At 62.1% G+C, this 20647-nt stretch carries 13 protein-coding genes and 4 tRNA genes; 3 read left to right on the top strand and 14 right to left on the bottom strand.

Features of this window, described 5'->3' with window-relative positions; genetic code table 11:
* Window positions 1-161: 161 nt before the first annotated feature.
* From ACWKWX_RS12025 to tig, 6 genes are all read right to left on the bottom strand, one after another.
* The gene (locus tag ACWKWX_RS12025; protein ID WP_483827827.1) at window positions 162-2036 is read right to left on the bottom strand and encodes a SurA N-terminal domain-containing protein; all 1875 of its coding nucleotides are present in this window, start codon (window positions 2034-2036) and stop codon (window positions 162-164) included.
* A gap of 207 nt (window positions 2037-2243) precedes the next feature.
* Window positions 2244-2516 carry an HU family DNA-binding protein gene (locus tag ACWKWX_RS12020; RefSeq protein ID WP_166359462.1) on the bottom strand — a complete coding sequence of 91 codons (273 nt, stop codon included), beginning with the start codon at window positions 2514-2516 and terminating at the stop codon, window positions 2244-2246.
* Between the two features lie 149 nt (window positions 2517-2665).
* Window positions 2666-5062 carry an endopeptidase La gene (gene lon, locus ACWKWX_RS12015; RefSeq protein WP_416425823.1) on the bottom strand — a complete coding sequence of 799 codons (2397 nt, stop codon included), beginning with the start codon at window positions 5060-5062 and terminating at the stop codon, window positions 2666-2668.
* A 150-nt stretch (window positions 5063-5212) separates the two neighbouring features.
* Complete coding sequence (clpX, locus tag ACWKWX_RS12010) at window positions 5213-6496, bottom strand: ATP-dependent Clp protease ATP-binding subunit ClpX (protein ID WP_416425824.1); 1284 nt, start codon at window positions 6494-6496, stop codon at window positions 5213-5215.
* 107 nt (window positions 6497-6603) lie between these two features.
* A complete protein-coding gene (gene clpP / locus ACWKWX_RS12005; RefSeq protein WP_416425826.1) occupies window positions 6604-7245 on the bottom strand; it encodes an ATP-dependent Clp endopeptidase proteolytic subunit ClpP in 642 nt (213 codons plus the stop codon).
* A gap of 91 nt (window positions 7246-7336) precedes the next feature.
* Window positions 7337-8647 (bottom strand): trigger factor, encoded by a 1311-nt coding sequence (gene tig, locus ACWKWX_RS12000; RefSeq protein ID WP_416425828.1) that lies wholly within the window; start codon window positions 8645-8647, stop codon window positions 7337-7339.
* Between the two features lie 342 nt (window positions 8648-8989).
* On the opposite strand from tig, the gene ACWKWX_RS11995 reads away from it, so the two are divergent.
* Complete coding sequence (locus tag ACWKWX_RS11995; RefSeq protein ID WP_416425829.1) at window positions 8990-9121, top strand: hypothetical protein; 132 nt, start codon at window positions 8990-8992, stop codon at window positions 9119-9121.
* A 106-nt stretch (window positions 9122-9227) separates the two neighbouring features.
* Here ACWKWX_RS11995 and ACWKWX_RS11990 read toward each other — a convergent pair whose 3' ends face one another.
* The 6 genes from ACWKWX_RS11990 to ACWKWX_RS11965 form a co-directional block, all read right to left on the bottom strand.
* Window positions 9228-9515: a helix-turn-helix domain-containing protein gene (locus tag ACWKWX_RS11990; protein ID WP_483827826.1), complete on the bottom strand. Its 288-nt coding sequence runs from the start codon at window positions 9513-9515 to the stop codon at window positions 9228-9230.
* Window positions 9512-9832 (bottom strand): type II toxin-antitoxin system RelE/ParE family toxin, encoded by a 321-nt coding sequence (locus ACWKWX_RS11985; protein ID WP_483827825.1) that lies wholly within the window; start codon window positions 9830-9832, stop codon window positions 9512-9514. The genes ACWKWX_RS11990 and ACWKWX_RS11985 overlap by 4 nt, the downstream gene beginning before the upstream one ends.
* 147 nt (window positions 9833-9979) lie before the next feature.
* Window positions 9980-10055 (bottom strand) — tRNA-His (locus tag ACWKWX_RS11980).
* A 51-nt stretch (window positions 10056-10106) separates the two neighbouring features.
* Window positions 10107-10191 (bottom strand) — tRNA-Leu (locus ACWKWX_RS11975).
* Window positions 10192-10246: 55 nt separating this feature from the next.
* Window positions 10247-10322: transfer RNA gene (locus tag ACWKWX_RS11970), tRNA-His, on the bottom strand.
* Window positions 10323-10354: 32 nt separating this feature from the next.
* Window positions 10355-10431, bottom strand: a tRNA-Arg gene (locus tag ACWKWX_RS11965).
* Window positions 10432-10710: 279 nt separating this feature from the next.
* Between ACWKWX_RS11965 and folD the strand changes: the two genes are divergently transcribed.
* Window positions 10711-11565, top strand: coding sequence for a bifunctional methylenetetrahydrofolate dehydrogenase/methenyltetrahydrofolate cyclohydrolase FolD (gene folD, locus ACWKWX_RS11960; RefSeq protein ID WP_416425830.1), 855 nt, complete (start codon window positions 10711-10713; stop codon window positions 11563-11565).
* Window positions 11566-11712: 147 nt separating this feature from the next.
* Window positions 11713-17361, top strand: a complete 5649-nt coding sequence (locus ACWKWX_RS11955) for an NEL-type E3 ubiquitin ligase domain-containing protein (RefSeq protein WP_483827824.1) — start codon at window positions 11713-11715, stop codon at window positions 17359-17361.
* 53 nt (window positions 17362-17414) lie between these two features.
* Here the strand turns inward: ACWKWX_RS11955 and cysS are convergent, their stop codons facing one another.
* Complete coding sequence (cysS, locus tag ACWKWX_RS11950; RefSeq protein ID WP_416425834.1) at window positions 17415-18797, bottom strand: cysteine--tRNA ligase; 1383 nt, start codon at window positions 18795-18797, stop codon at window positions 17415-17417.
* 9 nt (window positions 18798-18806) lie between these two features.
* Window positions 18807-20513, bottom strand: a complete 1707-nt coding sequence (locus ACWKWX_RS11945) for a glutamine--tRNA ligase/YqeY domain fusion protein (protein WP_473003810.1) — start codon at window positions 20511-20513, stop codon at window positions 18807-18809.
* Window positions 20514-20647: the final 134 nt, after the last annotated feature.

The following is a 20647-nucleotide window of genomic DNA, read 5'->3' as shown; positions in this document are numbered from 1 at the left end:
GCCGCAGGCGGCGTCCAGGGCTGTGCGGTATTCCAGGAAGACCGTGGCGCTGGGGGACGCGGCCTGCGGCCGCTGCTACGGGGCGGTACAGGCGAGGCGGTGTTGCGGCCGGGAAATGAAAAAGGCCGCTTGCGCGGCCTTTTTCAGGTGGGGATCACGGCTTAGTAGCGCGTGATATCCGCCTTGGTTTCCAGCGCCTTGCGGTAGGCCGCGAAGTCCTGCTGGCCAGCACGCGAGGCCAGGAAGCGGCGGTATTGCGCTTTCTCTGCATCGGTGGCGGCAGCGGCTTCGTTGACACCGTTCAGGCGGACCAGCACGTAGCTGCCATCGGACAGGCTGACGCTGTCGTAGACCGGCTTGTCCTTGCCCACAGGCTTGGTCATGCGGAATACGTCCTGCAGCACGGTCGGATCGATACCTTCCTGGCTACGCGACACGGCTTCCTGGGTTTTCCAGGCCTGGCCTTCCTGCGTTGCAGCCAACGGGACCTTGCCGTCGCGCAGGCCGGCCACCAGGGCATCGACCTTGGCCTTGACCTGCTCGCTGGCCTTGACCTGCGCCAGGTGCTTGCGGATCGCGTCAGACACGGCTTCCAGCGGCAGTTGCGCCGGCTTGCGGTGTTCACGCACGTGCACCACCACGGTGGTCTCCGGGTCCAGCTCGATGGCCGAGCTGTTGGCGCCTTCGTCCATCACTTCCGGGCTGAACGCGGCTTGCACCACGGCACGGTTGGCGGTCACGCCTTCGCTGCCACCTTCGCGGCCAAACGGCGCCGAGGTCTGCACCTTCAGGCCCAGGTCAGCGGCTGGCTGCACCAGGTCGGAGGCTTCGTACGAGGAGTCTTCCAGTTTCTTCGCAGCGTCCACGTACATCTGCTCGACCTGGGCGGTCTTGGCGTCACGGGTCAGCTTGTCTTTCAGGCTGGCGAAGGTAGGCGCCTGAGGAGCCTCCACACCCAACAGCTTGATCAGGTGCCAGCCGAACTGGCTGCGCACCGGCGCCGATACCTGGTCCTTGTTCAACGCGTACAGCGCCGTCTCGAAGGCCGGGTCATAGACGCCCTTGCCGGCGTAGCCCAGGTCACCGCCATTGTTGGCCGAACCCGGGTCCTGGGAGAACTCCTTGGCCAGCTTGGCGAAGTCTTCACCCTTGGCCAGGCGCGCCTGGATCTCTTCGATCTTGGCCTTGGCCTGGGCGTCGGTGGTCTTGGCGTTGACCTCGATCAGGATGTGCGCGGCACGACGCTGCTCGGTGAGCGCGGCGGTCTGGGCCTTGTAGGCGGCCTGCAGGTCTTCGTCCTTGACGGTGACCTTGTCGAAGAACGACGACTTCTTCAGCTCGATGTAGTCAATCACCACCTGGTCGGGGCTCATGAACTCCTTGGCGTGCTCGTCGTAGTGCTTCTTCACTTCATCGTCGGTGACCTTGATGGCCGACGGGTCAGCCTTGAAGGTCAGCGAGGCGAAATCGCGCGTCTGCTTTTCCAGGCGGGCGAAGGCCTGCACCTGGGCGTCGGTGACGAAGCTGCTGCCGGCAACACCGGCGCGCAGTTGGCCGACCAGCATTTCCTGGGCCATCATCTGGCGGAATTGCAGGCGCGAGTAGCCCATCTGGCGGATCACGGCATCGAAGCGATCGGCGCTGAACTTGCCGTCCACCTGGAATTCAGGCGTTTGCAGGATCAGTTGGTCCAGCTCGGCTTCCGAGAAGCTGAACTTGGCATCGGTAGCGCCCTGGATCAGCAGCTTGCGGTCGATCAGGCCCTTGAGGGCCGCTTCACGCAGCATCTTCTCGTCGAGCATGGAGGCGTCGAAATCCTTGCCCAGCTGTTGCATCAGCTGGCGGCGTTGCAACTCGACCGCCTGGGCCAGCTCGCTCTGGGTGATGGCGTCGCCATTGACCTTGGCCGCGTCGGCGGTGTGGCTGGTGGCTTTGAAAATGGCATCGAAGCCGGTCAGTGCCATCAAGGCAACGATGACACCGATGATGGTCTTGGCAATCCAGCCTTGTGAATTGTCCCTGATATTCTGCAGCATGCGTCCCCCAGAAACGGTTGTACTGATTAAGCAACCGCGGAGAGTGGGTAGAATCCGGATAGAAGAAAGGCGCATCCGAGGATGCGCCTTCTCGTAACAGGCGGAGCAAGCGCCGGCGCCGTGCGTCGGCTTGAGACCAGCTCAATGGCTGCTCCGCTTCCAGGTCGGAAATTTTTCCCGCCCCGGTCGGGCAAAGGCGTGAAAGGCTTAGTTTACCGCTTCTTTCAGTGCTTTGCCGGCTTTGAAGCCAGGCTTCTTGGCAGCAGCGATTTCCAGGGTCTTGCCAGTCTGTGGGTTACGGCCAACGCGAGCTGGGCGGTCAGTCACAGAGAAAGTACCGAAACCTACCAGTACCACGGAGTCGCCAGCCTTCAGAGCGCCAGTGACGGATTCGATAACTGCGTCCAGCGCGCGGCCAGCTACAGCTTTCGGGATATCAGCAGATGCGGCGATAGCATCAATCAGTTCCGACTTGTTCACTCTTAAGTCCCCTTATATCTATATGAGTTTGTTTCTAAGTATGTGGTAAAGCTAAAACTGTGCCGGGAGGCTGCTGACACCGGTAAGTGCCGCTTTATAACAAGGGCCTGAAAAAGCTGTCAAGGAAGGCCCCCCGGCCGAAATACGTGCTAGTGCGTGCTGATTCTTTCCTTGGAATCCGTGTCGCGTTTCTCGTCCTTCGCGACTATCTCCGGAGCCACATCGGGCAAGGGCTCCGGGGCGTATTGCAGCGCAATCTGGAGCACTTCGTCAATCCATTTAACCGGTTTAATCTGAAGATCCTGCTTAATATTGTCAGGAATTTCCTTCAAATCACGCACGTTCTCTTCGGGAATGATCACAGTCTTGATCCCACCACGGTGGGCAGCCAGCAATTTCTCCTTCAAGCCACCGATTGCGAGCACTTGGCCACGCAGGGTGATCTCGCCGGTCATGGCCACGTCGGCACGCACTGGAATCTGCGTCAGGGCCGAGACCAGGGCGGTGCACATACCGACACCGGCACTTGGACCATCCTTGGGCGTGGCACCTTCAGGCATGTGGATGTGGGTGTCGCGCTTCTCGTGGAAGTCCAGGGGAATGCCCAGGCTCTTGGCACGGCTGCGCACCACGGTCAGCGCGGCAGTGATGGATTCGACCATCACGTCACCCAGCGAACCGGTCTTGATCAGCTGGCCCTTGCCCGGTACCACGGCGGCTTCGATGGTCAGCAGTTCGCCGCCCACCTGGGTCCACGCCAGGCCAGTCACCTGGCCGATCTGGTCCTGCTGCTCGGCCAGGCCGTAGCGGAACTTGCGCACGCCCAGGAAGTGCTCGAGCGAGTCGGAGGTCACTTTCACCGAGAAATGCTTGTCGCGGGCGTGTTCCTTGACCACCTTGCGGCAGACCTTGGCGATCTGGCGCTCCAGGCCACGCACACCGGCTTCGCGGGTGTAGTAGCGGATGATGTCGCGGATGGCCGCCACTTCCAGCTCCAGCTCACCCTTCTTCAGGCCGTTGGCGGTGATCTGCTTGGGCGACAGGTACTTGGTGGCGATGTTGATCTTCTCGTCCTCGGTGTAACCCGGCAGGCGGATCACTTCCATCCGGTCCAGCAGCGCTGGCGGGATGTTCATGGAGTTCGAGGTGCAGAGGAACATCACGTCCGAGAGGTCGTAGTCGACTTCCAGGTAGTGGTCGTTGAAGTTGTGGTTCTGCTCGGGGTCGAGCACTTCCAGCAGCGCCGACGCCGGGTCGCCACGCATGTCGCTGCCCATCTTGTCGATTTCGTCCAGCAGGAACAGCGGGTTGCGCACCCCTACCTTGGTCATCTTCTGGATCAGGCGGCCAGGCATGGAGCCGATGTAGGTGCGGCGGTGGCCACGAATCTCGGCTTCGTCACGCACGCCACCCAGGGCCATGCGCACGAACTTGCGGTTGGTGGCATGGGCGATGGACTCGGCCAGCGAGGTCTTGCCCACGCCAGGCGGGCCTACCAGGCACAGCACCGGGCCACGAATCTTCTTCACGCGCTTCTGCACGGCGAGGTACTCAAGGATGCGCTCCTTGACCTCTTCCAGGCCGTAGTGGTCGGCGTCGAGAATGTCCTCGGCGCGCGCCAGGTCCAGGCGCACCTTGCTCTGGGCCTTCCACGGCACTTGCACCAGCCAGTCGATGTAGGAACGCACCACGGTGGCCTCGGCCGACATCGGCGACATCTGCTTGAGCTTGTTCAGCTCGGCAGTGGCCTTGGCCAGGGCATCCTTGGGCAGGCCGGCGGCGTCGATGCGCTTTTTCAGCTCTTCGACTTCGTTGTGGCCTTCGTCGCTGTCGCCGAGCTCTTTCTGAATGGCCTTCATCTGCTCATTCAGGTAGTACTCGCGCTGGCTGCGCTCCATTTGTTTCTTCACGCGGCCGCGAATGCGCTTCTCGACCTGCAGCAGGTCGATTTCGGCGTCCAGCAGGGCCAGCACGTGTTCGACCCGGGCGGACAGGTCGATGATCTCGAGGATTTCCTGCTTCTGCTCGATCTTCAGCGCCATGTGCGCGGCCATGGTGTCTACCAGGCGGCCAGGCTCATCGATACTGTTCAGCGAGGACAGGACTTCGGCAGGGACTTTCTTGCCCAACTGCACGTATTGCTCGAACTGGGCCAGCAGGCTGCGCACGAACACTTCGGACTCGCGGTCCGGGGCATCGACTTCGTCGATCAGCTGCACTTCGGCGCGGCAATGGCCGTCAACTTCCATGAAACTTTCGACGGTGCCGCGCTGCTCGCCCTCGACCAGCACCTTGACGGTGCCATCAGGCAGCTTGAGCAGTTGCAGCACGGTAGCAACGGTACCCACGCGATACAGGGCGTCTTCGCCTGGATCATCGTCGGCAGGATTCTTCTGGGCCAGCAGCAGGATCTGCTTTTCACCCGTCATCGCGGCCTCGAGGGCTTCGATGGATTTCTCGCGCCCCACGAACAGCGGGATCACCATGTGCGGATACACGACGACATCACGCAATGGCAGGAGAGGCAATTCGATGGTGGTCTTCATGATTTCGCCTCTACAGCGGCCCTAGGGCCGTAGACAGTGGAATTGAGCTTGTAGTCAATGTGGGGGCAGCCCCCAAAAAAAACAAGCGCTGCGGGGCAGGAAAAGCAAAGGGGCCCGAAGGCCCCTTCCTGTTTCAAGCCGCAGTACGACTTATGCGTCTGGCGCAGCCTTGGCCGGCGTCTCACTGTTTTCGTAGATTAACAGTGGCTTGGACTTTCCTTCGATGACGCTTTCGTCGATCACCACTTTGCTGACGTCTGTCTGCGAAGGGATCTCGTACATGGTGTCCAGCAGCACGCCTTCCAGGATGGAACGCAGGCCACGGGCACCGGTCTTGCGCTCGAGCGCACGATGGGCCACGGACTTCAGCGCGTCGGCACGGAACTCCAGGTCCACGCCTTCCATCTCGAACAGCTTGGCGTATTGCTTGGTGAGGGCGTTCTTGGGCTCGGTCAGGATCTGCACCAGGGCAGCCTCATCGAGCTCGTCCAAGGTGGCCAGCACCGGCAGACGACCCACGAATTCCGGGATCAGGCCGAACTTGACCAGGTCGTCAGGCTCGACTTCACGCAGGGACTCGCCCACCTTCTTGCCTTCCTGCTTGCTGCGCACTTCGGCGTTGAAGCCGATGCCGCCAGCCGTGGAACGGTTCTGGATGACCTTTTCCAGGCCCGAGAACGCACCACCGCAGATGAACAGGATGTTACGGGTGTCTACCTGCAGGAACTCCTGCTGAGGGTGCTTGCGACCGCCTTGTGGCGGTACCGAGGCAACGGTGCCCTCGATCAGCTTCAACAGTGCCTGCTGCACGCCCTCGCCCGACACGTCGCGGGTGATGGACGGGTTGTCGGATTTGCGCGAGATCTTGTCGATTTCGTCGATGTAGACAATGCCCATCTGGGCCTTCTCGACATCGTAGTCGCATTTCTGCAACAGCTTTTGAATAATGTTCTCAACGTCTTCACCGACATAACCCGCTTCGGTCAGCGTGGTGGCGTCGGCGATGGTGAAGGGTACGTTGAGCAGGCGCGCCAGGGTTTCAGCCAGCAGCGTCTTGCCCGAACCGGTCGGGCCGATGAGCAGGATGTTGCTCTTGCCCAGCTCGACGTCGTCACCCTTCTTGTCACGTTGATTGAGGCGCTTGTAGTGGTTGTACACCGCTACCGCCAAAACCTTTTTAGCGCGTTCCTGACCAATCACGTACTGATCAAGGATGCCGCTGATTTCTTTGGGCGAAGGCAATTTATGCGCGTTGCTCTCGGCCTGGGCTTCTTGCACCTCCTCGCGGATGATGTCGTTGCACAGGTCGACGCACTCGTCGCAGATAAAGACCGAGGGGCCGGCAATCAATTTGCGCACTTCATGCTGGCTTTTGCCACAGAAGGAGCAATAGAGCAATTTGCCGTTGTCCTCGCCGTTGCGGGTGTCAGTCATTCGATCGATCCAAATCCGATAGGCTTGCAACACAAGATGAAGGCAATCGCGGGGTTTTTCAAGTCCACAGGTGGCTGGTTGTGCCAACCACCTGGCATTTGCTCCGCTTAGGCAGGCATCTGACGCTTGTTGATCACGGAGTCGACCAGGCCGTACTCGGCCGCGCGGTCGGCGCTCATGAAGTTGTCACGATTGGTGTCCTGCTCGATCTGCTCGAGAGTCTGGCCGGTGTGGAACGCCAGCAGCTCGTTCAGGCGGTGACGGATCGAGAGGATTTCGCGGGCGTGAATGTCGATGTCCGACGCCTGGCCCTGGAAGCCGCCCAGTGGCTGGTGAATCATCACACGCGAGTTCGGCAGGCAGTAACGCTTGCCCTTGGCACCACCGGCCAGCAGGAAGGCGCCCATGCTGCAGGCCTGGCCGATGCAGGTGGTGGACACGTCCGGCTTGATGAACTGCATGGTGTCGTAGATCGACATGCCTGCAGTGACCGAGCCGCCAGGGCTGTTGATGTAGAGATGGATATCCTTGTCCGGGTTCTCGGCTTCGAGGAACAGCAATTGCGCGCACACCAGGTTGGCCATGTAGTCTTCTACCGGGCCAATCAGGAAGATCACTCGCTCTTTCAACAGGCGCGAGTAGATATCGTAGGCGCGTTCGCCACGAGCCGATTGCTCGACAACCATCGGGACCAGGCCGCCAGCGGCCTGGATGTCAGAACTGTGCTGAATATAAGAATTGCGGGACATGTCTCGCACTCACTCCCAAATAGTCAAGTCTTGAATACGCATAAGCCAGCGCGAAGGCTGGCTTATGGTGGTGTTCCAACGCTGGAAGGAATCAGTCGGCTTGTGGTGCTTCGGCCGGCTTGACTGCTTCTTCGTAGGAGACCGCTTTGTCGGTCACACTAGCTTTCTGCAGAACAGTATCCACAACTTGCTCTTCCAGCACAACCGAACGGACTTCGTTCAGTTGCTGGTCGTTCTTGTAGTACCACGCCACGACCTGCTCTGGCTCCTGGTAGGCCGAGGCCATTTCCTGGATCATTTCACGTACGCGGGCTTCGTCCGGCTTCAGCTCGTTGGCCTTGACCACTTCGGCGACGATCAGGCCCAGTACCACGCGGCGCTTGGCTTGTTCTTCGAACAGCTCGGCCGGCAGTTGATCAGGCTTGATGTTGCCACCGAACTGCTGAACGGCTTGAACGCGCAGGCGGTTCACTTCGTTTTCCAGCAGGGCCTTTGGCACCTCGATCGGGTTGGCAGCCAGCAGGCCGTCCATGACCTGGTTCTTCACCTTGGTCTTGATCGCCTGGCGCAGCTCGCGCTCCATGTTCTTGCGAACTTCGGTGCGGAAGCCTTCCAGACCGGTTTCCTTGATGCCGAACTGATTGAAGAAGGCTTCGTTCAGTTCAGGCAGGGTCGGTGCGGCAACGCTGTTGACGGTCACGGTGAACTCGGCGGCCTTGCCGGCCAGGTCCAGGTTCTGGTAGTCCTCTGGGAAGGTCAGGGTCAGCACGCGCTCTTCACCCGCCTTGGCGCCCACCAGGCCTTCTTCGAAGCCTGGGATCATGCGGCCGGAACCCAGCACCAGCTGGGTGCCCTGGGCCGAACCACCGGCGAAGGCTTCGCCGTCGATCTTGCCGACGAAATCGATGTTCAGCTGGTCTTCGTTTGCAGCGGCACGGTCGGCAGCTTCAAAGCGAACGTTCTGCTTGCGCAGCACTTCCAGCATTTTGTCCAGGTCGGCATCAGCCACTTCGGCGCTCAGGCGCTCGACGTTGATGGACTCGAAACCTGCGACAGCGAACTCTGGGAATACTTCGAAAGTAGCGATGTATTCCAGGTCCTTGCCCTTTTCGAACACTTTAGGTTCTACAGCCGGGGCACCGGCTGGATTCAGCTTCTGCTCAACCACGGCTTCGTAGAAAGTCGCCTGGATCAGGTCGCCCAGGGCTTCCTGACGTGCGGAATCTTCGTAGCGCTGACGAATCACGCTCATCGGCACTTTGCCAGGACGGAAGCCTGGAACCTTAGCGCGACGGGCAGTCTGTTGCAGACGCTTGTTGACTTCGGTCTCGATGCGCTCGGCAGGCACGCCGATGGTCATGCGGCGCTCGAGAGCGGAAGTGTTTTCAACAGAAACTTGCATGGATTTTCCTCGTTGCACAGACGTTAGCCGGCCATTTCCGACCCCAATCAAGGGCATGCATTCTAGAGGGTCGAACACAAGAAGTCACCCTGTGCAAGACAGCTTGAAACAAGGAACGGCAAAACCACGGCAAAAGCCCGTCTACAAAGGGCCTGGCAGGGCCATGGACGGTGTTTTCAGCGCCCTCGCCCATGCGACCGACGGCATTTCCACAAACACCGCGCACTGATATCGCGCACGCGGATCTTTGCAAAATATTTACGTTCGTAGACAAACAGTTACAAAATTTCGATGTCTGATACATCAGAACGGGCGCATTACCCCCGACATCAGGAGACAACCGTGTTCAACAAACTCACCAAACTTACCGTGGCAGCCCTGGCAGCCGTCGCCATCCTCAGCACTTCCGGGTGCATCATCTTCCCGGACCACGGCCATGGCGGTGGCGGCTATCACCGCGGCTGGTATCGTTGATCGCTGAATGAATGAAAAAGCCCGCCCTTCGATGGAAGGCGGGCTTTTTATTGGGATACTGCCCGGTAGCGCACTAGCATGGGGTACTAGGAGGAGCGCCCCGGTGCTATGCCGACAAGGCACTCAATACATGCACGGGATCACGATAGATCGCCTTTAGCAGCGCCTTCGCCGGGCCTGTTGGCTGCCGACGCCCCTGCTCCCAGTTTCGCAACGTCCCAAGCTGGACATCTATCATCGCTGCAAACTTTACCTGGGAAAGACCGGTTGCCTTGCGGATTTCCCTGACCCGAAGGGCATCCACCTGGAATTCACGCGCGGGATCACGCTCGCCACGCAGAATCTCGTCCATCTGCCCGACGCTTTCCATCAACTCTTCAAAGAATTTGCTCATAGATGACTCCAGTGCTCGATCGCAGCCTTGAGGATCTTGCGCTCTTGCACACTTAAATCCGATTTCTCGCCCTTCGCGTAGATCATTAGCATCGCGATTCGGGACGCAGATACGAAGTGATAGTAAATCACCCGACCACCACCGCGCTTACCATGCCCTTTTGCTGCCACACGGATTTTTCGCACCCCGCCAGCACCTTCGATCACATCACCCGCGCGAGGGTCGGCGACCAGTTGGAGTTGCAAATGCAGGTAGCCGTCATGATCCAGCAGCTCAATGGCACGCCTTGTAAAAACAGGGGTTTCAATAAATATCATGCAGCAAAGGTACGCCACTGACACACCCAAGCATAGCAGATCTCCGTGTCCGGATATGTCTCCGAGCCAAGACACCCGCCCAAGAAATCAAAATCCAGAAAACAAAAAAGGCGCCTGATTCGCATCAGGCGCCTTTTTCACGAAATATGGGGTGGACGATGGGGATCGAACCCACGACAACAGGAGTCACAATCCTGTGCTCTACCAACTGAGCTACGCCCACCATAAAACGGTGTTGCAGTGCCCCACTACAAACGGGGCGATACAGCTTGAATGGTGCGGACGAAGAGACTCGAACTCTTACAGCTTGCGCCGCTGGAACCTAAATCCAGTGTGTCTACCAATTTCACCACGTCCGCATGTGAAGCTTTTAAAGCAAAGGCGCCAGACTTTCATCAGGCGCCTTTCGAAATATGGGGTGGACGATGGGGATCGAACCCACGACAACAGGAGTCACAATCCTGTGCTCTACCAACTGAGCTACGCCCACCATATTGCGCTACTTGTGCCAAAGCTGCCTAATGGCGCACCCGGCAGGACTCGAACCTGCGACCATCCGCTTAGAAGGCGGATGCTCTATCCAGCTGAGCTACGGGCGCTTATTTAATCTGCATTCTGTGACGACTACAAATTTTAAGCTTCAGTCCTGCGGAGTTAAATACTCAACTCTGCCTGACCTTCTTCACCAGTGCTAGGCTCTGCCCGACAAGTGCGACGAATGTTATAGACGGTCGGTAGGGTCGTCAATCTTTTTCTGCAAAAAATTCATTTTATTTAAGGGCTTAGCGGAATCGTCGGACCAAGCGCCTTTGCCCATCGCGCACGGCGTGCGAGAATGCGCGCACATTTTCTTCCCTCTCGATGGTTAACCACGCGACATGACTGCACAACTAATCGACGGCAAGGCGATCGCCGCCAGCCTGCGCCAGCAGATCGCCCAACGGGTCACCGAGCGCCGCCAGCAAGGCCTGCGCACCCCGGGCCTGGCCGTGATCCTGGTCGGCAGCGATCCTGCCTCCCAGGTATATGTCTCGCACAAGCGTAAAGACTGTGAAGAGGTCGGCTTCCTGTCCCAGGCGTTCGACCTGCCTGCACAGACCACCCAGCTGGAACTGGAAAGCCTGATCGACCGCCTCAACGACGATGCCGACATCGACGGCATCCTGTTGCAACTGCCGCTGCCCGAGCACCTGGACGCGTCCAAGCTGCTGGAGCGCATTCGCCCCGACAAGGACGTGGACGGTTTCCACCCCTACAACGTCGGCCGCCTGGCCCAGCGCATTCCGCTGCTGCGCCCGTGCACCCCGAAAGGCATCATGACCCTGCTGGAAAGCACCGGCCAGGACCTGTACGGCATGAACGCGGTCGTGGTTGGCGCGTCCAACATCGTTGGCCGCCCCATGGCCATGGAGCTGCTGCTGGCCGGCTGCACCGTCACCGTCACCCACCGCTTCACCAAGGACCTGGCCGGCCACGTCGGCCGTGCCGACCTGGTGGTGGTGGCCGCCGGCAAGCCTGGCCTGGTCAAGGGTGAGTGGATCAAGGAAGGCGCCATCGTCATCGACGTTGGCATCAACCGCCAGGAAGACGGCAAGCTGGTCGGCGACGTGGTGTACGACACCGCCCTGCCCCGCGCCGGCTGGATCACCCCGGTGCCGGGCGGCGTGGGCCCCATGACCCGCGCCTGCCTGCTGGAAAACACCCTGTATGCCTGCGAAACGCTGCATGCCTGAGTGATTGCCCTGCCATGAAAAAACGCCGCACGCCGTCACCGGGTGCGGCGTTTTTTTATACCTGCGCCACCCATAACTATTGAGCACCCTTGCCCCGGCAAGGAAAAACACAATGCCGCCCTTTGAACCAGCCAAAGGGCCATGACCATGCTGCGCGACACCCCATCGACGTTCGATATCCGCACCACCCCTCACTACGAACTGCTCAAGCGGCAATTGCCAGGCTGGATGGAGAAGGTCCATCCGGACCTCCACGCCGCCATCAAGAGCAAGCCCCTGCCGCCCATGACCTGGTACGAAAAGGCCCTGCGGGAGATGCCGGACGTTGTGGCGCAATTCCAGCAGGCGCACAGGCTGCACCGCCACGACAGCGAGCAGGTCAACGCCATCATGGCGCGCATTCCATCCCCCGAGGCCTTCGCCCGCCCCCTGCTGGAGCAGGCGATCAAGCGACGCTTCGATGAAGACATCGATAGCACCCAGACCTTCCTGTTCAACGCCCAACGCGTGGTCGTGCCGCCGACCTACGAGTTCGGCCACGAAGCCGACGTCGACCTCGCGACCTTCAACGCCGACCGCAAGGCACGTCGCGAACAGGCCATGCACGCGGCGACCTCCACGCTGTTGCAGGCCGCCATGCAGAACTTCGAAGCCAAGGACGCCGAGCGCCACGGCATGGACAACGGCGACCTCAAGGCCGACATCTACATGGCTTTCAGCATCGACAACCTCACCATCAGCGGCACGCCGGTGGGCATTCCCGCCCACGCCTTCGCCCAGCTGTGCCGCGAACTGGACCTGGGCCAGCGCTACCAGGAGCGCATCCAGGTGGCGCTGAACTGGACCTATCGTCCGGGCGACGCCCCCGACAGTGCACTGGCCAACAGCACGGCGCAGATGAAGCTGTTCGAGCGCTCATCGCTGCTGCTGCAGACCCACATCGCCTACATGAAGGGGGACATCGACCCGGCCACCCACGAGGACATGATCAAGGTCGCGCACAACAAGAGTTCCAGCCGCTGCCATTCCCTGCGGCTGTTCAAGACCGTGCTCAAGGGCATCATCCTGGTCCGGGAGCGCAGCACCCTGCCAGACCAGCCGGTGCGCGTGACCGCCTACCTACCGGACGACCCGTTCACCCCGCTGAAAACCTACCCCTCGGTCCCGGCGTTCGTCAGCGCCCTGCGCGCCAACCTGTTCAAGCCTGGCTACCTGCAGTTTCTCGCCCGCTTCGTACCGGCCCGCGAGCGCGCCACGCTGTTTCACCAACTGGACACGGCGCTGCACCCCAAGGCCTGGGACAACGCCAACCAACGCTGGGTCGCGGGCAGCGACCCTGATGCCGACATCAAGGCCAGGGCCACGGCGTTCGAGGACTTCCTGCTAGAGGAACTGGTGCGGCACAAGGTCAACGCCCTCAAGGATGACGCCCTGTTTCACCTGGTCACCACCGAAGCCGAGGACCGCAAGAGCCAGCAAGAGCACGCCGACTACCTCAAGGGCAGATTCTTCATGGCCCTGAACGTGGCCGCGTTCTTCGTACCCGGCCTTGGCGAAGCGCTACTGGTGATGACCGCCGTTGAGCTGTGCTGGAACACCATTGAAGGCTTCGAGAGCCTGCTGGAAGGCGACAAGGAAGCCGCCATTGGCCACTTCCTGGGCGTGGCGGAAAACGTCGCCATGTTGGCCGCCTTCGCCGGCGCGGGCTACATCGCCAGCCAATACGTGTTGCCCAAAATCATCGGCACGCTAAAGCAGATCCCCCTGCCCAACGGCGTCACACGGCTGTGGAAGCCTGACATCGCACCTTACCAGCACGAGGTCGAACTGCCAGCCTCGGCAAGGCCTGACAACCAGGGCCTGTACAACTACGAGGGCAAGCAATGGCTCAAGCGCGACGACGGCGTCTATTGCGTCAAGGCCCCGGAGGATGGCCTGCCCTACCGGCTGGCGCACCCTGGCAAGGCAGGCGGCTATGAGCCGCCGCTGCGCACCAACGGCAAGGGCAGCTGGATCAGCGAGGCCGACACGCCACACACCTGGCAGGGGCCGGACCTGTTCCGCAAGCTGGGGCCCGTAACCGACGGCATTTCCGACACCACGGCCGGGCGCATCATGCGCGTCAGCGACACCCACGAAGCGACGCTGCGCCTGTGCCTGGCCGAGGCTGAACAGCCGCCAGCGCTGCTGGAGGACACCCTGCAACGCTTCAAGCTCGACCAGGACCTGGACACCGTCATCACCCAGCTCGAAGCCCAGCGGCCACCGGCCGATCCGCAGTTGCTGCTGCAGCTGCTGGCTGAACATCCTCGCTGGCCAACAGACAAGGCCTTGCGCCTGGAAAGCCCGGATGGCAGGGTAATCCGCCAGTTCACAGCTGCCCGCGACACCACCATCCTTGTTCACGACAATGAGCTCGACGCGCTGCAGGTGGTGCTCGACAGCTTGCACCCCGACGAGGTCCATGCACTGCTGGGCACTGAGCCTGGCCCCTACGCCAGGCTCATCCTGCGCCAGCAGCTGCTGGAAAACGCCACAACGCGGCGCACCGAACTGTTCAACCGCCGCTACCAGGCCACCCAGGCCACGACCGACCCACTGGCCGCGCTGATAAGGGCCCGGTTCCCCGACCTGCCGGTCTCCGTCGCCGAAGAACTGGCCACCCATGCCAACCCGGCCGAGCAAGCGCTGATGCGCGATGCCAGCGTGCCACCACGCCTGGCCGACGAGGCCCGCGCCTACCAGGCCAAGCTGCGAGTGAACAGGGCGTATGAAGGGGTATACCTGGACTCGATCAACACTGCGGACAGCACCCTGCTGCAACAGCACACCGCAGCCTCGCTGCCGGGCTGGTCGGCCACCCAGCCGGCGCCCATCGGCGTGGTGCGTGAGGCGTCCTTGCCACCAAGGCGCAAGGTGCAGGAGCTGCTGCAGATGGCCCCCGACAAGCCCGGCGCCAAGTCGCCCATGGAACTGGCCGATGGCCGCGCCGGCATGCCCGTGAGCGAAACGCCGCGCATCATGCTTGAAGAATCGCTGCTGGACAAACTACGCCTGCTGGAACTGGAAGCCGCGCTGGATACCGACGCCCAGGGCATCCTTGACCGGCTCTACGCCCAGGGGCTGGACCGGGCAGCCATCGACCAGCGGCTCAACCAACTGTTCGACGAGCAACGCCAGCTGCAGGCGCACCTCGACCAATGGACACTGGATTCCGCCAGCCAGCACCTTTCCCCGGCACGCCAGCTCAGCCGCCAGCGCATCGGTGAGGCGCTGCAGCAATTCTGGCGCGCCAGCAGCCTGCCGCACGCCACCCCGGCGGGCCACGCCCTGCGTCTTGAGGCGGTGTACCTCGACGATTTTCCCCCTGACCTGCCAACCTTCGTCCGCGACCGCGTGCAACACCTCGATCTGCTTAGCGTCCGCCCGGTTGAACGGCGCCCGTCCCTGGCCCTGCTGGACGCGATCCAGCGCGACCGCGACACCGTAGAAGGATTTTTCGCCCAGTTCGAGCATGTTACCGCCGTGAGCATCAACGAAGGCGGCGCCCTGGGCCCCTACAGCCTGTTCAGCGACTGGACGACGCTGATCGCCTCACGCTACCCGCGACTGACCGAACTGCGCCTGGTGAACCTGCGCCTGCCGATTGGCAGCACGCGCCTGCGGGAGATACGCAGCCTTGCCCAGCTACGGCACCTGGACCTGAGCGGCAACCGCTTCTACGAGCCACTGGATTTTTCCAACCTGAACCTGGACTACCTCGGCCTGGACTCCCTGAGCGATGAATGGAGCGAGTTCCAGCCCGACCTGTTCAGCCCGGCGCTGCTCGATCACGCCAGCGAGGTGTCCCTGCGCGGCAACCGCTTGCTGGCCCTGCCCGACCACCTGCTGGAGAACCCTACCGGCACTGGCCGCAGCACCCGCCTGGTGCTGACCGACAACCGCCTGAACCGCGAAACCATGCGCACGGCCATCGAAAGCGAACAGCCCGACGGTCGATATACGTTTGAAACCGACCTACCGCGCGCCAGCGTCGAGGCCAGCATCAGCCAGCAACGGGCTTTGCAGCGCGCTGTTACCGACTGGCGCGACGCCTCCAGCTCATCTGCGCCGCCCAGCGAGGCGACCCTGGCCACGCGCCGCTCGGTGGGCCACGCCATTACCCAGTTCTGGCGCATCCTCATCGCCGAAAATGCCGCGCCGGTGCTGGAATTGAACGGCGCGGCCGCGGCGCAATTCCCCCACACGCTGCCAGACTTTTTCTACCGAGAAGTGCTGGACCTGCAGCTTAACGAGCCTACGACCAGCCCCACCGAGCTGAACCGGCTACTGCGGGCCTTCCCGCAACTGGAGCGGCTGAGCATCGATGGCGCGCCCACCCCCCTGCCCGGCTTGCCGGCGGCACTGCTGGAGCTGCCGTCCCTGCGCAGCCTGCACCTGGTCGACCAGGGCCTGGTGATAGACCAGGCCGCCATGGACTTCTTCGCCGGCATTTCCGAGCTACAGCACCTGAGCCTCGACGGCAACACTCTGGGCACCATCAGCGAGGTGTCGGCGCTACGCAACCGCAATCTCGACCTGCTGAGCCTGGAACGCATGGGCATCACCGCCTGGCCGCACTGGTTGGACAGCCTCATCCCGGACTATCTGGGGCGCGTCAACCTGTGCGACAACGGCTTGATCGAACTGCCCGAGTACCTGTTGGAAAACCATCGCCGCGACACCGGCCACGCCACCATCGAGCTACGTGGCAACCCCCTGGGCCACGAGACCATGCGTCGCGCCCATGTGTCGGAGTCGTACTATCGCCCCTTCGCCTTCGACATGGACCTGCCCGACGACATCGCCGAGCTGACTCAGAGCGAGTCCCACAGCTCGGACGGCCCCACGTCCAGCGCTTCGCAACATTCGCTGCACAGCCCGGGCCTGTCCACCGAAGTCGACGCGCCCTCCGCCGAACCCTGGCTGCACGACGCGCTCGACCAGGAGGCGTCACTGCGCCAGATCTGGGACGGCGTGCAGGGCGATTCCGCTGCGACCGACCTGCTGAACCTGATCAACCGCCTGCGCCAGACCGCCGACTACCGTAGCACCAGGACCCGGCCCGAACTGGTGCGGCGCGTGTGGACCGTGCTGGAGCAGGCGGCCGAAGACCATGAACTGCGCCTGCTGCTCAACGGCATGGCCGAAGAGCCCCTGCAACTGCTGGCCGTCCATGGCACTTGCCCGGACGGCATTCGCCTGGCGTTCAACCAGATGGAGGTGCAGGTGTTCACCCGCCAGGCCACACGCACCATCACCGGCGAGGGCCGCGGCCCGCAGTTGCAAAACCTGGTGCGACGGCTTTTCCGCCTGAACGCCCTCGATGACCTGGCGGTGCGCAACGCCGGCGCCCGCGACGAAGCCGAGGTGCGCCTGGCCTACCGCTTGCACCTCGCCCAGGAAATGGACCTGCCGATTCCGCCGTCGCGCATGCTGTATGAAGGCTCGGCCGACCTGCGCCCGGGCGAATTGAACCTGGCCCGCAGTGAAGTGGGCCGTGGCGAGCAGGGCCAGCCGTTCCTGGACTTTGCCGCCGACCAATCGTTCTGGACTGACTACCTGCGCGAAACCCAAGCCGAGCGCTTCCAGGGCTTGCGCAACGACTACGAGGCGCAGGTGCTGGCGCTCACCGACCGCTACCCGGACGAGACCATGGAGCAGATCGGCGAGCGCATCAAGAAGCTCGACCAGCGGCTGCTGGCCAACGAACGCAAGCTGGTCATGCAGCTCACCAACCAGCAGGACAAGCCATGACCTGAACACAAAAAAACCGGCCAATTGGCCGGTTTTTTTCTACAGCATGCCGCTTAGTCGGCCAGGCGCCAGGTGGTGCCGCCCTTGCCGTCTTCCAGCACCACGCCCATGGCGGTCAGTTGGTCGCGGATGCGGTCCGACTCGGCCCAGTCCTTGCCGGCACGCGCCGCCAGGCGCGCGGCGATCAGCGCGTCGACTTCAGCGGCGTCAACCTTGCCTTCGGCACCAGCACGCAGGAAGTCATCGGCTTCCAGCTGCAGCACGCCCAGCAGGCTGCCCAGCTCGCGCAGGCGCGCGGCCAGGCCGGCGGCGGCGTCGAGGTCGCTGTCGCGCAGGCGGTTGATCTCGCGCACCAGGTCGAACAGGACCGCGCAGGCTTCCGGGGTGGCGAAGTCGTCGTTCATGGCGTCGGTGAAACGCGTCACGTACTCTTCGCCACCGGCGGCGGCCACGCTCGGCAGGCCCTTGAGCGCATGGTAGAAGCGCTCCAGCGCGCCCTTGGACTCCTTCAGGCTCTCTTCCGAGTAGTTGATGGAGCTGCGGTAGTGGCTGGACACCAGCAGGTAGCGCACCACCTCCGGGTGGTACTTGGCCAGCACATCGCGAATGGTGAAGTAGTTGCCCAGGGACTTGGACATCTTCTCGCCATTGATGCGGATCATGCCGCAGTGCATCCAGGCGTTGGCGTACTGCTGGCCGGTGGCGGCCTCGCTCTGGGCAATCTCGTTCTCGTGGTGCGGGAACTCCAGGTCGTTGCCACCGCCGTGGATGTCGAAGGTGTCGCCCAGGCAGCAGGTCGACATCACCGAGCACTCGATGTGCCAGCCCGGACGGCCCGGGCCCCATGGCGACTCCCAGCTTGGCTCGCCCGGCTTCACGCCTTTCCACAGCACGAAGTCCAGCGGGTCCTGCTTGGCCTCGTCCACTTCGATGCGGGCACCGATGCGCAAGTCTTCGATCTTCTTGCGCGACAGCTTGCCGTAACCCACGAACTTGCCGACGCGGTAGTACACGTCGCCGTTGCCCGGGGCGTAGGCGAAGCCCTTGTCGATCAGGGTCTGGATCATGGCGTGCATGCCGGCGATATGGTCGGTGGCACGCGGCTCCAGGTCCGGCTTGAGGATGTTCAGGCGCGCCTCGTCCTCGTGCATCGCGGCGATCATGCGTTCGGTGAGGGCGTCGAAGCTTTCGCCGTTTTCCCGCGCGCGGTTGATGATCTTGTCGTCGATGTCGGTGATGTTGCGCACGTACGTCAGGTCGTAGCCGCTATGGCGCAGCCAGCGGGTCACCAGGTCGAAGGCGATCATGCTGCGGCCATGGCCAATGTGGCAGAAGTCGTACACGGTCATGCCGCACACGTACATCCGCACCTTGTTGCCGTCCAGCGGCTTGAAGACTTCCTTGCTCTTGGTGAGCGTGTTGTAGATCGATAGCACGATGATTCCTTAGCTGCCCCACGAGTCGCGCAGGGTGACAGTACGGTTGAATACCGGACGACCAGGCTGGGTGTCTTTCAGGTCGGCGCAGAAGTAGCCTTCGCGCTCGAACTGGAAGCGGTCTTCCGGCTGTGCGTGGGCCAGCGATGGCTCCGCGCGGCAACCAGTCAGCACTTGCAGCGAATCAGGGTTGATGTTGTCCAGGAAGCTTGCGCCCTCCTCGGCCTTTTCCGGGCTCGGGGAGCGGAACAGGCGATCGTACAGGCGCACTTCGCATTCGACGCTGGCGGCGGCCGGCACCCAGTGGATCACGCCCTTGACCTTGCGGCCCTCGGGGTTCTTGCCCAGGGTGTCGGGGTCGTAGCTGCACAGCAGCTCGACGATGTTGCCGTCGGCGTCCTTGATGGCTTCGTCGGCGCGGATCACGTAGCTGCCGCGCAGGCGCACTTCACCGGCTGGCTCCAGGCGCTTGTAGCCCTTGGGCGGCTCTTCCATGAAGTCGTCGCGGTCGATGTAGATCTCGCGGGCGAACGGCAGCACGCGCATGCCCATGTCTTCTTTCGGGTGGCGTGGCAGCTCCAGGGTTTCTTCCTGGCCTTCCGGGTAGTTGGTGATGGTGACCTTCAGCGGGCGCAGCACGCACATGGCGCGCGGGGCGTTGCGGTCCAGGTCGTCACGGATGCTGAATTCCAGCATGTTCATGTCCACCACGCCGTCGGAACGGTTGGTGCCGATCATTTCGCAGAAGTTGCGAATCGATGCCGCGGTGTAGCCACGACGGCGGAAGCCCGACAGGGTGGACATGCGCGGGTCGTCCCAGCCATGCACGTGCTGCTCGTCGACCAGTTGCTTGAGCTTGCGCTTGCTGGTCACGGTGTAGCTCAGGTTCAGGCGGCTGAACTCGTACTGGCGCGGGTGGCTGGGCACCGGCAGGTTGTCCAGGAACCAGTCGTACAGCGGGCGATGGCCTTCGAACTCCAGGGTGCAGATGGAGTGGGTGATGCCTTCGATGGCGTCGGACTGGCCATGGGTGAAGTCATAGTTGGGGTAGATGCACCATTTGTCACCGGTCTGGTGGTGGTGGGCATGACGGATGCGGTACAGGATCGGGTCGCGCAGGTTCATGTTCGGCGAGGCCATGTCGATCTTGGCGCGCAGCACGCGCTCGCCGTCCTTGAACTCGCCGGCCTTCATGCGCGCGAACAGGTCCAGGTTCTCTTCCACCGCACGCTCGCGGAACGGGCTGTTCTTGCCTGGCTCGGTCAGGCTGCCGCGGTATTCGCGGGCCTGCTCGGGGGTCAGGTCGCAGACGTAGGCCTTGCCGGCCTTGATCAGCTCGACGGCCCAGTCATGCAGCTGGTCGAAATATTGCGAGGCGTAGCGCACTTCGCCGGCCCAGTCGAAGCCCAGCCATTTCACGTCGCGCTCGATGGCGTCGATGTATTCCTGGTCTTCCTTGGCCGGGTTGGTGTCGTCGAAGCGCAGGTGGCAGACGCCGCCCAGCTCCTTGGCCAGGCCAAAGTTCACGCAGATCGACTTGGCGTGGCCAATGTGCAGGTAGCCGTTGGGCTCCGGCGGGAAGCGGGTGACGATGCTGGCGTGCTTGCCCGAGTCCAGGTCGGCCTGCAGGATCGGCCGCAGGAAATTGGTGGGAACTACCGGCGCGCCTTTGGCGTTTGCGGCATTGGGAGCGTTATCGGCGGTGGGCTTGCTCATAGGATCCTTGAAAACGTACCTGTGGCCATGGGTAGGCCGACTAAATCAAAGCGCTTATCATAGCCGAAGCTGTCAAGTCGCTGACAGGCCAGTCTGCCGGGTTTCGCCGGCCGTCTGCGAAAAAACAGCCTCGA

This window comes from Pseudomonas imperatae (genome assembly GCF_057128625.1).
Note: the sequence above shows the minus strand (reverse complement) of the source record. Positions and strands in the feature narration are given on the sequence as shown.